Genomic DNA, 14,538 nt, shown 5'->3' on the forward strand with positions numbered 1-14,538 from the left:
GCGAATGGGGTATGATCATGGCGCGAGCACGGCCCCCTAGCGCACGATCGTCGCCTGCCGCGCCGTCAGCAGCCAGGCCTCGCCCTCGGGCCGCCACAGCTCGGTGAAGCGGCGGCGCACGGTCTGGCCGGCCAGCGGGTTCTTGCCCTTGGGCACGACGGTCTCCTCGCCCATCAGCAGCACCATGTCGCCGCGCAGGGACGCGTGCTCGATCAGCCGTTCGTACTGGCTGTAGCTGATCTTGCCGTCGGCGTTCAGCTGGCGGACCACGGCGCGCGGAGCGCAGATGTTGACCGGATTGTTGACCACCAGCTCCGGCGCCAGGGCGGCGGCGAACACCGCGTACTCGTCGGCGACCAGGGCCGCGTCCACCTTCTCGACGGCGTGCATCACCGCGGCGATCTTCGTGTCGCGCAAGGCCTCGTGAACCTCGGGACTGGCGGCCTTCCATCGGGAATTCTGCACGGCGCTCAAGCCTCCATCCGAAGACCCTATCTGAACGCTCTCGACGACCGCGACGTTGCCGTCGCTCCGGATGCGGGACGGTTCGCCGGCCGCCTTGTTCGCCCGGCGCGGCGGGCGGGCGAGAAGCCCTAGAGCGGCGCGTGCGCGCCGGCCGGGACCGGACGCGGGGCCTCGCCCGCCCGGCGCGCCCACGCCTGGTCGCCGCGCGTCCGGGCCGGGCTCAGCGAGGCCAGGGCGACGAGCAGGGCTCCGCCGCCGGCCAGGGCGTCCTCGGTGACCGCCACGGGCCAGTCCTTGCCGGCCGCCTTGGCCAGCTTCAGGCGCAGGGCGTGGCCAAGCAGCGTCCCGGCGGCAGCCCCGACCGCTCCGGCGACGGCGGCCAGGCCGGCCACCGGACGCCCCGCGCCCAGGGCAGCCCCGGCCAGGGCGCCGCTGGCGGCCCGGGCGGCGATGGCGCCCGGCTGGGTGCGCGAGGGCGTGGCGGGCAGCTTGTCGATCACCAGCTCGCTCATCGCCATCGGCGTGGTCACCGCCACCGCCCAGGGCGAGGCCAGGAAGGCCAGCTTCGTGCCCTTCAGGTCGATCCAGCCCAGCCGCGCGGCCCAGGTCACGGCGGTGATCGGCGCGCTGGTCCGGGGGCCGGCCGTGGCGCCTAGCAGGAAGGCCAGGCCGATCGTGCGCCAGTCGTCGGGCTCGCGATCCAGCGCCACGTGGCGGGCCGGGCTCTTGCGGAACGGCAGGGTGGCGACGCCGTCGCGGACCAGCAGGAAGAACCGCCGGAACAGCTTGCGCGCGCCCTCGGTGACCACGCCGAACACCAGGTGCGAGGCGTAGGAATAGGGATGCGAGGTCGGCGGCGCCTTGGTCGGTCCGGGGCCCAGGCCCGTCAGCGGCACGATCGCCTCGTCCAGCACGCTGGCCGCCGTCACCCCGAACACCGCGCCGTGGCCGGCCGTGACCTTGGGCTGGCGCTCGGCCGCCAGGCCGTAGAGCCCGCCGACCAGCGAGCCGACGATGTAGTGCACGGCCTCGCCCGCCGCCGGGCGGCGCTCCTTCGGGATGGCCTTGCCGGTCAGCAGTTTCGACGCGCGGTTCGCCGCCGTCTCGGTCGAGGGCGTGCCGGTTCCGCCCAGGCCGGGCTTGATCGCCTCGCCGACCCAGGTCTGGAATTTGGTCATGGCCCAGGACGCCACCAGCCCGGCGGCGAGGCCGGAGGCCAGGCCGACGAAAGGGGCGGGAGCGTCGTCGGCGGTCGAGGCGGGGTGGGGCACGGCATGATCCTTGGCTGCCTTGCCTGAACCGCCGGCCGCCCCCTGGGTTCCTCCCGCGCGGCAGAGGAGCACGCGCCCTAGAGCGTCGCCAGATGGGCGTGCAGCACGGCGACTTCCTCGCGCAGGCCGCCGAGGCATTCGACTTCCATGGCGACCGGATCGTCGACCCAGAGGTCGCCCTTCAGCAGATCGTCGAGCTGGTGATAGGCGCCGTAGACATATTCCAGGCCCAGTTCCTGCTCGGCATAGGCGCCGTCGGGGCTGTCGGTCAGGCGTTGGGGGTGGACCACCAGGCGGCGCTCGCTGACGTTCACGAAGCGGGCCATCACCAGGTCCATGGCCTCGACCAGCCGCTCGTCGGGCTGGACCATGGCGACGGCCAGGTGCAGGCGCAGCGCGATCGGCAAGGCCTCGTCGCGCGACAGCGGCGCGCCGGTCAGGGCGGTAAGGACACGTTCGAAGCGCGGGCGCAGGTCCTCGATCCGGGGATCGACCTCGCCGGCCAGGACGGCGACGTCCGGCGCCTGCTCGTCGAGGCCCTCCTCCAGCCAGGCCAGGCAGACCTGGACCACGTCCCGCGCCGTCAGCAGGTCCAGCCGCCACAGGGCGGCCAGTTCGGTGGACGAGGCGGCGGCGACGATGGCGGACATGCCCCATCGATGGCCGATCGCCGCCGCGACGTCCAGCCGCTGCACGCCCCCGCTTGCCCCGCCGCGATTCCCATCCCACCTTTGGAGCATGAGTGACCGTTCGACAGGCCTGGCCCCTTCCAAGCTGACGGCGGTGCTCGGCCCCACCAACACCGGCAAGACCCACCTGGCCGTCGAGCGGATGTTGGGCCACGCCTCGGGGATGATCGGCCTGCCGCTGCGCCTGCTGGCCCGCGAGATCTACGACCGCATCGTCAAGCTGCGCGGCAAGGCCTCGGTGGCCCTGATCACCGGCGAGGAGAAGATCGTCCCGCCGCGCGCGGCCTATTTCGTCTGCACCGTCGAGGCCATGCCGCTGACCCGCGAGGTCGAATTCGTGGCCATCGACGAGATCCAGCTGTGCGCCGATCCCGAGCGCGGCCACATCTTCACCCACCGGCTGCTGCACGCCCGGGGGCGGTTCGAGACGATGCTGCTGGGGGCCGGGACCATGGCCCCGCTGGTGCGCCGCCTGCTGCCGGACGCCGAGATCGTCACCCGCGAGCGGTTCTCCAACCTCACCTATTCGGGCTCCAAGAAGCTGACCCGCCTGCCGCGCCGCTCGGCGGTGGTCGCCTTCTCCACCGACGCCGTCTACGCCATCGCCGAGCTGATCCGCCGCCAGCGCGGCGGGGCGGCCGTGGTCATGGGCAGCCTCTCCCCCCGCACCCGCAACGCCCAGGTCGCCCTCTACCAGTCCGGCGAGGTCGACTTCCTGGTGGCCACCGACGCCATCGGCATGGGCCTGAACATGGACGTCGACCACGTGGCCTTCGCCGGCCTGCGCAAGTTCGACGGCAAGCGCACCCGCTGGCTGCACCCGCAGGAGGTGGGCCAGATCGCCGGCCGCGCCGGGCGCTACACCCGCGACGGCACCTTCGGGGTGACCGGCGACTGCGAGGAGATGGACGAGGACCTGGTCGAGTCCGTGGTGAACCACCAGTTCGAGCCGGTGATGGGCGCGGAGTGGCGCAACGCCCGCCTCGACTTCGGCTCCCTGCCCGGCCTGCTGCGCTCGCTGGCCGAGCCGCCCAAGCGCGGGGGGCTGTCGCTGTCGGAAGAGGCGCTGGACGAGCGCACCCTGCGCAAGCTCGCTCAGCAGGAGGACGTGGCCGCCCGCTGCAAGGCCGACCGCTCGGCCCTGATCCGGCTGTGGGACGTGTGCCAGACGCCCGACTTCCGCAAGACCACGGACGACGACCACCAGCGCATGGTCCGCACCCTGTTCGACGACCTGACCACGGGCCGCAAGCGCCTGCCGGAAGACTGGATCGCCGGTCAGTTCAAGGCCCTGGACCGCACCGACGGCGAGATCGACAGCCTGGCCGCGCGGCTGTCGGGCGTGCGCACGCTGAGCTACATCGCCAACCGCGGCGACTGGCTGCACAACCCGGTCCACTGGCAGGGAACGACGCGGCAGCTGGAGGACCGGCTGTCCGACACGCTGCACGAGAAGCTGATGGCCCGGTTCATCGACCGGCGCACCAGCGTGCTGATGCGCCAGCTGGGCGACCGCGAGACCATGCTGGCGGGCGTCGGCGCCGACGGGGCGGTGACGGTCGAGGGCCACATCGTCGGCCGGCTGACCGGAGTCACCTTCGTCCAGGAAAAGGGCGGCAGCGCGCTGGAGGAGAAGGCGCTGCGCAACACCGCCCAGCGGGCGGTCACCCCCGAGATCGCCAGACGGCTGGGCAAGCTGGCGGCCGAGCCCGACGACGCCTTCGCCCTGACGCCCGACGGCGCGGTGCTGTGGAACGGCGAGGCGGCCGGGGCCGTGCGTTCGGGCGGCAACCTGCTGGCGCCGCGCGCCCGGCTGCTGGGCGACCTGGGCGACGCGGCGGCGCGAGAGCGTGCGGAGCGGCGGCTGGACGCCTTCCTGGCCGGCGAGGTCGACCGCAAGCTGCACGGCCTGCGCAAGCTGGAGCGCGCCTTGAGCGGCGGCGAGCTGAAGGGCCTGCCGCGCGGCCTGGCCCACCGGCTGCTGGAGGCCGGCGGGGTGCTGGACAAGCGCGCGGTCGACACCGACCTGAAGGCCATGAGCCAGGCCGAGCGGCGCAATCTGAAGGCCCTGGGCGTGCGGATCGGCGCGTTCAGCCTGTTCCTGCCTTCGGTGCTGCGTGAGGAGGCCCTGGCCGCCGCCCGGGCCCTGACGCCGGGCGGCTGGCGCGGCCAGAGCGAGCGCCTGGCCGCCGCGCCCAGCCCGACGCCCGACGCCCGCGCCCTGGCGGCCAACGGCCTGCGGCTGGTCGGCAAGTACGTGGCGCCGGTCGAGATGCTGGAGAAGCTGGACGCCCTGCTGCGCGAGGGCCAGAAGTCCGGCGGGGTGGTGCTGACCGACGCCGCCCGCGACAGCCTGGGCTGGACCCCGGCCGAGGCCGCCGCCGTGCTGCGCGCCCTGGACTACACCCCCGCCATCCGCCCCAAGGAAGGCGACCCGATCCTGTGGAAGCGGCGCGGCGCCCAGCGGCCCGAGCCCAGGGTCGCGGCCCGTCCGGACTCGCCGTTCGCGGCGCTCGCCAAGCTGACCGAGCCGCCGCCTAGGCGGAAGAAGCCGCGCCGGAGGAAGCCCGCCGCCGTGAAGGCCAGCGCATGAGCGAGGAGGACGGCTTTTCCGATCCTGGGCACTGCCGCGCCGACGTCTGGCTGTGGCGCGCGCGGTTCTTCAAGACCCGCTCCCTGGCCGGCCGCTTCGTCGAGGAAGGCCGCATCCGCCTGACCCGGGCGGGGGCGGAGAGCCGCGTCGACAAGCCCTCGCGCGGCCTGCGCATCGGCGACGGCCTGGTGTTCGCGATCGGCGGCCGCATCGTCTCGGTGCGAGTGCTGGGCTTCGGCGAGCGGCGCGGCCCGGCGACGGAAGCGCGGGAACTCTACGAGGCGGTGGAGGGGTGACGGTCCTCCCCCCGTGGGGGAGGCGCTCGGACGCCACCCCAGCGAGCGTTCCGGATGGACCTTCTTCGCGAACGCTCTAGCTTGGCGATCTGAGTGGGGAGCTTTGCATGATCCGTCGTTTCGTCCTGGCCGCCAGCCTGGTTCTGGGTCTTGCGGCTCCCGCCTTCGCCGCCGACAAGTTTCCGCCGATCCGGGCGTTCGACATCCCGACCGTCGAGAGGCTGGGCGCGGCGATCTATCGCCAGGACCGCGCCGCCTGGCTGGCCACCGACGCCCTGCGGGCCAAGTTCCCCAACCTGGCCGATTCCGGCGTGCGGGGCTGGATCGTGGTCGGCGACGGCGGGGCCGAGCGCGTGCGGTTCCTGCGCAAGACCGACGGCGGCGGCCTGGAGGCGGGCTACGACATCATCGTCGACGGCAAAGGGGCGGGGCCGGTGGTCGAACCCGCCGACCGGACGCTGAGCGACGAGGAGCGCGCCGCCTTCGCCGCGCGGCAGACGGCCATCGCGGCCGCGCCGCCGAGGTGCCGCGAGGGCTACAACACCGCCGTCGTCAAGGACCCCGACGGCGACGGCTGGCTGGTCTGGCTGCTGGCTCCCAGCCCGGCGGCCGACGCCGTGCCGGTGGGCGGACACTACCGCTTCACGGTCAGCCAGGACGGCCGCACCCTGGAGCGAACCGAAGCCCTGTCGGCCAGCTGCCTGTTGATGGACAGGCGGCCACCGGAAAAGGATGACAGCACGGAGATGATGTTCGTCACCCACATCGTCTCGCCGGAGCCGGTGGAGACCCATGTCTTCCTGAGCCTGCTCTACAGGACGCCGATCGCTGTCGGGACCCGCGACAAGAAGATGTGGCTGGTCGAGGGCGGCAAGATCACTCCGCTGAAGATGGGCCGCTAGACCCCAAACCCCTTCAGATACCCCGGCACCATCCGCGCCGGCATAGGCCGTGAGAAGTGGTACCCCTGGATCTGGTCGCAACCGTAGTCGGCCAGGGCGTCCAGCTGTTCCTGGTCCTCGACGCCCTCGGCGACCACCTTCATGCCCATGGACGAGCCCAGGGTGATCACCGCCTTGACGATGGCGGCGTCCTCGGCGTTCTGGACGAACGACTTGTCGATCTTCAGCCGGTCGATTGGGAACTGGCGCAGGTTGGCCAGGGACGCGTAGCCCGTGCCGAAATCGTCGAGGGCGATCATAACCCCGGCCTCGTGCAGCTGGCGGACGCTGTCGCTGACCATCTCCGAGCCCCAGCCCATATAGACGTTCTCGGTGACCTCGATCGTCAGGCGGTCGCACGGCACGTTCCAGCGCTTGAGCCGGTCCTGGACCTCTTCGGCCAGGCGCCCGCTGCGGAACTGGGCGGCCGAGATGTTGACGGCGACCCGGCCGAACTCGACGCCCTGGTCCAGCCAGTCGCGCATCTGGGCCAGCGCGGCCTCGAACGCCAGGTCGCCCAGCTTCAGCGACAGGTCCTGGTCCTCGAAGGCGGCCATGAAGCGGTCGGGCGTCAGGATGCCCTGCTCGGGATGGTCCCAGCGCATCAGCGCCTCGAAGCCGGCGACGCTGTGCGAGGCGATGTCGACCACCGGCTGGTAGTAGAGCACGAACTCCTTGGCGGTGATCGCCGCGCGCACGTCGCGCAGCAGCTCGACCCGTTGCTCCAGCGACGAGCGCATCGAGGGCGTGAAGACGACGCTGCGGTTGCGGCCCTCGTCCTTGGCCCGGTAGAGCGCGATGTCGGCGTTCTTGATCATGTGGCTGGGGTCGGCGTCGAGGTCGCCGTGCAGGGCCGCCCCGATGCTGGCGCTGACCGAGAAGCTGCGGCCGCCGTGCTCGATGGGCCGGCGCAGCAGGTCCTGCAGGGCGTTGACCGGCCGCATCATGTCGGCCTCGGAATGCAGGCCGCGCAGGATCACCGCGAACTCGTCGCCGCCTAGCCGCGCCACCGTGTCGCCCGAGCGGAAGGCCGCGTGCAGCATCTCGGCCAGACGTTTCAGCAGGGCGTCGCCGGCGTCGTGGCCCAGGGTGTCGTTGATGTCCTTGAAGTGGTCGACGTCGATCATGATCAGGCCGAACAGCTCGCCCATGATCTCCGAGGCGTCGACGGCCTCCTGGAACTTGCGATTGAAATACGCTCTGTTCGGCAGGCCGGTCAGGCTGTCCTTGAAGGCCAGGTTCTCGACGGCCTCGGTCTGGCGGCGGCGGTCGGTGATGTCCTTGAACAGATTGACCAGGCGCTCGGGCTTGCCGTCGGCCCCGAGGAACTTCTTCCCGACCGAGCGCACCCAGGTCTCGACACCGTCATCGCGGTTGAGGCGGAACTCGAAGACCTGGGCCTCGCCGTCCTTGCGGGCGCGGACCAGCTCGGCCATGCGCTCGCGGTCGTCGGGATGGACGATCTCCAGCGGATCGTTCTTGAACAGGCACCACTTCTCCAGCTCCGGCGAGGTGCCCGAGCAGTAGATCTCGCCGGTCCGCAGGTCGTATTCGCGGACCATCAGGTCGTCGAGCTCTAGCGCCATCTTCAGGCGCTGCTGGTCGCGTTCGGCCTTGAGGGCGGTCTCGGCGTAGCCGCTGACGTCGCGGGCGGTGACGATCACCGCCAGGGTGCGGCCGCTCTCCGTGAGGGTCGCGGCGAACTCGGTGCGCCAGATGCGGGGTTCCGCGCCCCCGAGCGAGATGGAGCGGTAGCGCGAGAACGGCTCGCCGAACGCCACGCAGCGCTCCAGGCTATCGACGTCCTCGGGGCTGAGCAGGGCGCGGCGGAAGTCGTCGCCGATCTCCAGATCGGGGCTCAGGCCGTGGTTGGCCCAGTCGGGACTGACGGCAGTCAGGCGGAAGGCGTTGTCGACCAGGGCGGCGGCGAACGGCGCATGGCGCACGAAGGTCTCGAAGGCGTCCATCTGGGCGCCCGGGGCCTTGATCTCTGGGGGAGTGGTCGAGACATGGGTGCGCACGGCCGTACTCGTCATGGTCGGGTTGTCGACTTCTTGTTTGTTTTCCTCGGCTTGGTTGTGACCGAGCTTCGATAAGAAAGGGTAACGTAACGGCGGTATATGAAGAACCGCGCCTATTTAACGCGGCGCCGGACGTCCCTATCCGGGGCGGTGTGAGAAATCCTGGGCCCCCGCGCAGCCAAGCCGCATTGACAAGCGGGCCCATGGCTTCGAAAACGCGGCCTCTCTCGCGCTAGTCCCGGAACGCACCGAGCCTTCGATGACCTACATCGTTACCGACGCCTGCATCAAATGTAAGTTCATGGACTGCGTCGAGGTGTGCCCGGTCGACTGCTTCTATGAGGGCGAGAACTTCCTGGCCATCAATCCGGACGAATGCATCGACTGCGGCGTCTGCGAACCCGAGTGCCCGATCGACGCCATCAAGCCCGACACCGAGGACGAGCCGGACGGCAAGTGGCTGCGGATCAACTCCGAATACGCCAAGATCTGGCCGAACATCACGGTCAAGGGCGTGCCCCCCGCGGACCGCGAGGCGTTCGAACGGGAAACCGGAAAATTCGAGAAATATTTCAGCGAAAAGCCCGGCAAAGGCTCCTGATCCGGTCGGATCGGGCGGCTAAACAGGTCGCAAGCCTTTCATCAAGCTGAATTTTATGATATTGTCGATTTCGACGTAACGGTCGCGAACACTCGCGCCTGCCCGTCATGTGGACGATATCTGCCGGGAAACCGGCGCGCCCGATCGAAGGCGAAGGGTGACTTAAGCACTATCCCAATCCCTGACCGGCACTGGCCCCGCAAGCATTTCGCGGACGGGTCCCTATCGCCGTTTTGGGACGCCCTTTGGATGCCTTCGAGACGCGGTGTTTTGGGCTTGGCCCGAACTTATTGAGGACGAACGAATGAGCAAGAGCGGTCTGGAATTCTCGGTCGGCGATCACGTCGTTTATCCCGCGCATGGCGTGGGCAGCATCCAGGGCGTCGAGACCCAGGAAGTGGCCGGGATGTCGCTCGAGGTCTACATCATCACCTTCGACCACGAAAAGATGACCCTGCGCGTGCCGACCAAGAAGGCCAAGACGGCCGGTCTGCGCCCGCTGGCCGAAGGCAATGTCGTGAGCCAGGCCCTGACCACCCTGAAGGGCCGCGCTCGCGTGAAGCGCACCATGTGGTCGCGTCGCGCCCAGGAATACGAAGCCAAGATCAACTCGGGCGACCTGATCTCGATCGCCGAAGTGGTCCGCGACCTGCACCGCGCCGAGAACCAGCCGGAACAGTCCTATTCGGAGCGTCAGCTCTATGAATCGGCCCTGGACCGCATGGCCCGCGAAGTCGCCGCCATCGAGCGCATCGACCGCGAAGCCGCCATCGGCATCCTGACCAAGTCGCTGGTCAAGAACGCCGCCTAAGCTTTCCAGGTCGGACTGAAAAGCGCCCCCGGACTTCGGTCCGGGGGCGTTTTTCGTTCGGGGTCCCGACGACCGGCGCGGGGCCGGCCGTCGGGCGCCGGGTCGGGTCCTAGAACGCCAGCTCGCCGCGGATGCTGAGGCTGTCGCCGGTGTCCTTGCCCTTGAAGCTGCCGACCTTGTTCTCGGTCGTCCAGTGGACGTAGTTGGTCATCAGGCGGGCCCAGTCGTTCAGGTACCAGTTCAGGCCTACGGTGACCGCGTCGCCCTCGCCGCCGTTGGCGACGTCGGTGAAGTCGATCTTGTCGTAGCGGCTGGTGACTTCGAACGCGCCGGGGCCGCCGGCCGTGAACGGACGCGTCACGTGCACGCCGCTCCAGATGCCCGAGCGGGTCGAGAAGCCGGGGCGCTCGCCGGTCAGCAGGTAGCCGGCATAGACCGAGGCGGCCTTCTGCTTCACGTTCGGACCGACCTGCAGGCTGATGTCGCGCACGCCGTACTCGGCGAAGGCCCAGAACGAGCCCTTGGCGCCGCCCAGCTCGTAGCCGTAGCCGTTGTCATGCTCGGGATTGGCCAGCGAGCTGGCCGAGACCTTCAGGTTGTCGTTGAAGCCCGGGCCGATGTAGCTGGTCTTGTTGATCGTGGCGGTGGTCGGCGCCAGGTCTTCGCTGAAGCCCCAGACGCCCAGGTGGACGAAGCCGTCCTTGGTCTTGACCGGGTTCCAGTGGGCGCGGCCGGCCAGGGTCAGCGGGCTGCGGTCGGTTCCGGCCTGGCTGATCGGGCCGCCGGTCAGCGAGACGCTGGCGTGCCAGCTGTCGCCATAGACCTTGGTCATCACGCCCAGGCCGAAGAAGCCCTTCTGCGGGGCGACGACGTTGGCCACCACGCTGCGCTCCATGAACGGCAGCGAGACGCCCGAGGTCGAGCCGTCGATCGTGCGGTCGTTCAGCTTGTTGCCCAGGTAGTACTCGGTCTTGTGGCCGAACAGCGTGGAGTCGTAGGACAGGTAGGCTTCCTTGATCGACACCACCTCGTCGGCGAAGTCGGCCTCGACCTTGTAGCCCAGCTTGCCCATCGAGCCCTCGGCGCCCAGGCGCAGCGAGGCGGCCTCGGTGCCCGAGATGTTGCGGGCGTCGAAGTTCGAGCCGCGGGTGGTCGAGGCGTCGATCTGCACCCGGCCGCGCGGGTGGAAGGTGAAGAAGCCGTCGCCGCTGGTGAATTCCGGACCGCCGTCGGTCCACTTCACCTTCACCGCGCCCTGCTGGCCGTCCTGCAGCTGCAGGATCTGGGCCTGGACGGCCTGGATCTCGGCGGTGTGGGTCTCGACGGCCTGGACGGCTTCCTGGGTCTCGGCCGGAACGGCCGGGGCGGCGGCCTTGGCCTCGACGGCCGACAGGCGCTGCTCCAGGGCGTCGATCTTGGCCTGCTGGTCCTTGACCAGCTGGATCAGGGCCGCGTTGGCGTTCGAGCCGGCGGCGGCCTTCTTCGGCGCGGCCAGGGCCACGCCGCCGGTGGCGACCGACAGCGCCAGGGCGCTGATCGTCACGGCCAGGCCGTGCTTGAAGGTGAGTTTACGCATGAGTTTCCCCTCCGCGCCGAGCAGCGCCCCCTTGGGCCCGCTTGCGGCGCGTTGACTTGGATGGATGGGTGGTGGGTTGACGGGTGGAGCGGTGGTCAGTCGCCCTGCGGCGCCCGGGCCGCGACGGCCTTGCCGCCGAAGAAGCCGTGCGACTTGGCCCAGGCGGCGAACAGGCCCGGCCAGGCCGAGGTCGGTCCGCCGGGCACGCCCATGTTGAAGCTGTGGCCGCCCTGCTCGAAGACGTGCAGTTCGACCGGCGCCTTCGCGGCCCGCAGCGCCTGGTACATGATCAGGCTGTTGTCGATCGCCGAGATGGCGTCGTCGGTGCATTGGGCCAGGAAGGTCGGCGGGGTCTTGCCGTCGACGTGGGTCTCGACCGACATCGCCGCGCTCTGCGCCGCGGTCGGGTTCTCGCCCGCCATCATGCGGCGGGTCTGGGTGTTGTCGAACGGCGGCTTCAGCGTGATCACCGGATAGATCAGGCCGCAGAAGTCGGGGCGGGCCGAGACCTTGTCGGCCTCGTCGACGGGCGCGTAGAAGGCCTCGTCGGCGCGGCTGGCCTCCATGCCGACCAGGTGGCCGCCGGCCGAGGCGCCCACGGCGCCGATCTTGGCCGGATCGACCGCGAACTCGGCCGCGCGGGCCCGGACCAGGCGCACGGCGCGCTGCATGTCCTGCAGCGGCGCCTCGGGCGCCCAGCCGTCGACCGGCATGCGGTAGTAGAGCACGAAGGCGGTGACCCCCATGATGTTCAGCCAGCGCGCCATCGCCTCGCTGGTGTTGCGGATGTTGATCCGGCGATAGCCGCCGCCCGCCACCACGATCACGGCGGTGCCGTTCGGCTTGGGCGCGCGGAACACCCGCATCCGGGGGCGCATGACATTGGTCACCGAGCCGTCGTGCGAGCCGTCCTGCAGGACGACCTCGTCGCCGCCCTTGCCCTTGCCGGCCGCCGGCGGGGCGCCGGCCCACAGGTCGATGACCTCCGGCGCGGCGGGCGCGGTCGAGGCCGGGGCGGGCGTGGTCTGGGCTTGCGCCGCGCTGGCCGCGGAGAAGGCCAGGGCGGCGCCGCCCAGCAGGGCTCTGCGATCAAGTTGCATGGTGCTGACTCTCGAAGGGGAGGTGGAAAGGCGGAGCTCTAGAATTCGGTCCAGCCGTCCGGCTGGACCTTGCGGGCGGCCGTGCCGCCGACCACGGCGACGCGGGGCCGGGCCTTGGGGACGGGAGGCGCGGCGGCGGGCGGGGCGGCCCGCGCCTCGCCGACCTCGAACTGGTCGACCAGCCGGGTCAGGTCCTCGGCCTCGCGGGCCAGGGCGTGGCTGGCCGCCGTGCTCTCCTCGACCATCGCCGCGTTTTGCTGAGTGACCTGGTCCATCTGGCTGACGGCGACATTGACCTGGGCCAGGCCGCTGGCCTGTTCCTGGGCCGAGGCGGCGATCTCGCCGACCACGGTGTTGATCTCCAGCACCTGGCGGACGATGCGCTCCAGGGCCGCGCCCGTCTGGCCGACCAGGTCCACCCCGGCGCCGACCTGGGTGGCCGAGCCGGCGATCAGCAGCTTGATCTCCTTGGCGGCCTCGGCCGAGCGCTGGGCGAGAGCCCGGACTTCCTGGGCGACGACCGCGAAGCCGCGGCCGGCGTCACCGGCGCGGGCGGCTTCGACGCCGGCGTTCAGGGCCAGCAGGTTGGTCTGGAAGGCGATCTCGTCGATCACTCCGATGATCTGGGCGATCTCGCGGGCCGAGGCGTCGATGGCGCTCATCGCCTTGACCGCCTCGCCGGCGATCGTCCCGCCCTGTTCGGCGTCGACCTTGGCGGCGGCGACGATCTGGCGGGCGTGGTTGGCGCCCTCGGCGGTGCGCTTGACCGTGGCGGTGATCTCCTCCAGCGCCGCGGCGGTCTCTTCCAGGCTGGCGGCCTGCTGCTCGGTGCGGCGCGACAGGTCGTCGGACGCCTGGCTGATCTCGCCGCTGCCCGACTTGATGCCCTGGGTGTTGCCCGAGATCACCGCCATGGTCCGCTGCAGCGTGGCGACGGCGGCGTTGAAGTCGTCCTGCAGCTTGCGATAGTCGACGGCGAACGGCTTATCCAGGCGGTGGGTCAGGTCGCCGCGCGACAGGCGCGAGAGGCCGTCGGCGATCTGCTCGACCACGAAGGCCTGCTCGCGGGCGGCCTCGGCGCGGGCGGCTTCGTTGCGCTGGCGCTCGGTTTCGGCCAGGCGGCGCGCCTCGACGGCCTCGCCCTCGATCCGCAGCTTCTCGAGCGCCGCTTCCTTGAAGGCCAGCACGGCCTGGGCCATCTGGCCGACCTCGTCGTGACGGCCCATGCCCGGCACGGCGACGCTGTTGTCGCCGGCGGCCAGGCGGCCCATCACGCCGGTCATGCCGACGATCGGCTGAGCGATGGTGCGCGACAGCAGCCAGGCCATGGCGACGGCGATCAGGATCGCCATGGCGCCGCCGATCTCCAGGGCCAGCCGGGCGTCGCGCAGGGCCCTGTCGCGTTCGGCCAGGCGGACGGCCGAGCGCTGGTCGGCGGCGGCGTTGATCTCAGCCTGCAGGTCGCGGATCGGCTGGAGCTTGCCGGTGGTGATCATGGCCGCGGCCTGGGCGTGGGTGGCCGGGTCGCGGGCCAGGGCGATCTCGACGTCGCCGCGCGTGCGGCGCCATTCCTTGGCCATGGCCGACAGGCGCTCGGCGCGGGCGATCTGGTCGGCGCGGGTGCTGCCCTTGATGAAGGCCTCGATGTCGCGATCGAACGCCTCGCCCTTTTCCCGATAGGTGCGGGCGAAGGCCTCGTCGCCGGTGATGATGAAGCCGCGCACCGCCGCCTGCTGCTCGTTGATCAGGGTCTCGGTGTGGGCGGCGAACTTGGCCAGCTTGAAGCTGCGCTCCACCGCCACCGCGTTGTCGCGGATGACATTCAGGCAGGCGAAGACCACCCCGCTGGCGACGAAGAAGGCGCTGATCAGCGCCACGAACGTCAGAACGATCTTCCCGGTGATTTTCATGCGGATCACGGCCGGCCCTCGAAGCAATGCGATCGAACAAATCCGATCTTGCCGCCGACGATTTGAATGTATTTTGTTACTTAAAGGTTTATGTCGGCATTTATACTGCGCAGTATGCGAATATAAGAGAGCATATAACGACGATATACATTACACAGTAGTGTCATATTTCGAGATGTGCATCGAAGTGAGCATGAGTATGCTTTTAAACGACGCGGCATCTTCCTGGGAAGATTGCTTCTCCAGGTCGATGGCTGAGGCTGA

General features: G+C 70.1%; 12 protein-coding genes. 5 read left to right on the forward strand and 7 right to left on the reverse strand.

What is annotated here, in order from left to right:
• Window positions 1-36: 36 nt before the first annotated feature.
• The 3 genes from AC1DMQ_RS00190 to AC1DMQ_RS00200 all read right to left on the reverse strand — a co-directional run bounded on the left by AC1DMQ_RS00190 (window position 37) and on the right by AC1DMQ_RS00200 (window position 2,431).
• A complete protein-coding gene (locus AC1DMQ_RS00190) occupies window positions 37-465 on the reverse strand; it encodes a nuclear transport factor 2 family protein (protein WP_477031529.1) in 429 nt (142 codons plus the stop codon).
• Between the two features lie 128 nt (window positions 466-593).
• Window positions 594-1,736, reverse strand: coding sequence for a DUF1440 domain-containing protein (locus AC1DMQ_RS00195; RefSeq protein ID WP_477031530.1), 1,143 nt, complete (start codon window positions 1,734-1,736; stop codon window positions 594-596).
• 77 nt (window positions 1,737-1,813) lie between these two features.
• Window positions 1,814-2,431: a hypothetical protein gene (locus AC1DMQ_RS00200; RefSeq protein ID WP_477031531.1), complete on the reverse strand. Its 618-nt coding sequence runs from the start codon at window positions 2,429-2,431 to the stop codon at window positions 1,814-1,816.
• Between the two features lie 43 nt (window positions 2,432-2,474).
• Here AC1DMQ_RS00200 and AC1DMQ_RS00205 point away from each other — a divergent pair, with 43 nt between their 5' ends.
• The 3 genes from AC1DMQ_RS00205 to AC1DMQ_RS00215 all read left to right on the forward strand — a co-directional run bounded on the left by AC1DMQ_RS00205 (window position 2,475) and on the right by AC1DMQ_RS00215 (window position 6,216).
• Window positions 2,475-5,018, forward strand: a complete 2,544-nt coding sequence (locus AC1DMQ_RS00205; protein WP_477031532.1) for a helicase-related protein — start codon at window positions 2,475-2,477, stop codon at window positions 5,016-5,018.
• Window positions 5,015-5,314: an RNA-binding S4 domain-containing protein gene (locus AC1DMQ_RS00210; protein ID WP_477031533.1), complete on the forward strand. Its 300-nt coding sequence runs from the start codon at window positions 5,015-5,017 to the stop codon at window positions 5,312-5,314. Before AC1DMQ_RS00205 ends, AC1DMQ_RS00210 begins: the two co-directional genes overlap by 4 nt.
• Window positions 5,315-5,421: 107 nt before the next feature.
• Window positions 5,422-6,216 (forward strand): hypothetical protein, encoded by a 795-nt coding sequence (locus tag AC1DMQ_RS00215; protein ID WP_477031534.1) that lies wholly within the window; start codon window positions 5,422-5,424, stop codon window positions 6,214-6,216.
• Here the strand turns inward: AC1DMQ_RS00215 and AC1DMQ_RS00220 are convergent.
• Window positions 6,213-8,291 carry a putative bifunctional diguanylate cyclase/phosphodiesterase gene (locus AC1DMQ_RS00220; RefSeq protein ID WP_477031535.1) on the reverse strand — a complete coding sequence of 693 codons (2,079 nt, stop codon included), beginning with the start codon at window positions 8,289-8,291 and terminating at the stop codon, window positions 6,213-6,215. The genes AC1DMQ_RS00215 and AC1DMQ_RS00220 overlap by 4 nt on opposite strands.
• 244 nt (window positions 8,292-8,535) lie before the next feature.
• Between AC1DMQ_RS00220 and fdxA the strand changes: the two genes are divergently transcribed.
• Both fdxA and AC1DMQ_RS00230 read left to right on the forward strand, forming a co-directional pair.
• Complete coding sequence (fdxA, locus tag AC1DMQ_RS00225) at window positions 8,536-8,877, forward strand: ferredoxin FdxA (protein WP_012288128.1); 342 nt, start codon at window positions 8,536-8,538, stop codon at window positions 8,875-8,877.
• Between the two features lie 304 nt (window positions 8,878-9,181).
• Window positions 9,182-9,688: a CarD family transcriptional regulator gene (locus AC1DMQ_RS00230; protein ID WP_019848404.1), complete on the forward strand. Its 507-nt coding sequence runs from the start codon at window positions 9,182-9,184 to the stop codon at window positions 9,686-9,688.
• Between the two features lie 109 nt (window positions 9,689-9,797).
• On the opposite strand, the gene AC1DMQ_RS00235 is transcribed toward AC1DMQ_RS00230, so the two are convergent.
• From AC1DMQ_RS00235 to AC1DMQ_RS00245, 3 genes are all read right to left on the reverse strand, one after another.
• Window positions 9,798-11,264 (reverse strand): OprO/OprP family phosphate-selective porin, encoded by a 1,467-nt coding sequence (locus AC1DMQ_RS00235; protein ID WP_477031536.1) that lies wholly within the window; start codon window positions 11,262-11,264, stop codon window positions 9,798-9,800.
• Between the two features lie 95 nt (window positions 11,265-11,359).
• Window positions 11,360-12,364: an alpha/beta hydrolase gene (locus AC1DMQ_RS00240; protein ID WP_477031537.1), complete on the reverse strand. Its 1,005-nt coding sequence runs from the start codon at window positions 12,362-12,364 to the stop codon at window positions 11,360-11,362.
• Window positions 12,365-12,402: 38 nt separating this feature from the next.
• Window positions 12,403-14,274 (reverse strand): methyl-accepting chemotaxis protein, encoded by a 1,872-nt coding sequence (locus tag AC1DMQ_RS00245; protein WP_477031931.1) that lies wholly within the window; start codon window positions 14,272-14,274, stop codon window positions 12,403-12,405.
• Window positions 14,275-14,538: the final 264 nt, after the last annotated feature.

Source organism: Caulobacter sp. 05L422 (genome assembly GCF_056397765.1).

Bases quoted from the DNA above. Each gene is read 5' to 3' on its own strand.
- AC1DMQ_RS00220 (WP_477031535.1), bottom strand. From the start codon at position 8,291: ATGACGAGTACGGCCGTGCGCACCCATGTCTCGACCACTCCCCCAGAG.
- AC1DMQ_RS00215 (WP_477031534.1), top strand. From the start codon at position 5,422: ATGATCCGTCGTTTCGTCCTGGCCGCCAGCCTGGTTCTGGGTCTTGCG.
- AC1DMQ_RS00245 (WP_477031931.1), bottom strand. From the start codon at position 14,274: ATGAAAATCACCGGGAAGATCGTTCTGACGTTCGTGGCGCTGATCAGC.
- AC1DMQ_RS00205 (WP_477031532.1), top strand. From the start codon at position 2,475: ATGAGTGACCGTTCGACAGGCCTGGCCCCTTCCAAGCTGACGGCGGTG.
- fdxA (WP_012288128.1), top strand. From the start codon at position 8,536: ATGACCTACATCGTTACCGACGCCTGCATCAAATGTAAGTTCATGGAC.
- AC1DMQ_RS00230 (WP_019848404.1), top strand. From the start codon at position 9,182: ATGAGCAAGAGCGGTCTGGAATTCTCGGTCGGCGATCACGTCGTTTAT.
- AC1DMQ_RS00210 (WP_477031533.1), top strand. From the start codon at position 5,015: ATGAGCGAGGAGGACGGCTTTTCCGATCCTGGGCACTGCCGCGCCGAC.
- AC1DMQ_RS00240 (WP_477031537.1), bottom strand. From the start codon at position 12,364: ATGCAACTTGATCGCAGAGCCCTGCTGGGCGGCGCCGCCCTGGCCTTC.
- AC1DMQ_RS00235 (WP_477031536.1), bottom strand. From the start codon at position 11,264: ATGCGTAAACTCACCTTCAAGCACGGCCTGGCCGTGACGATCAGCGCC.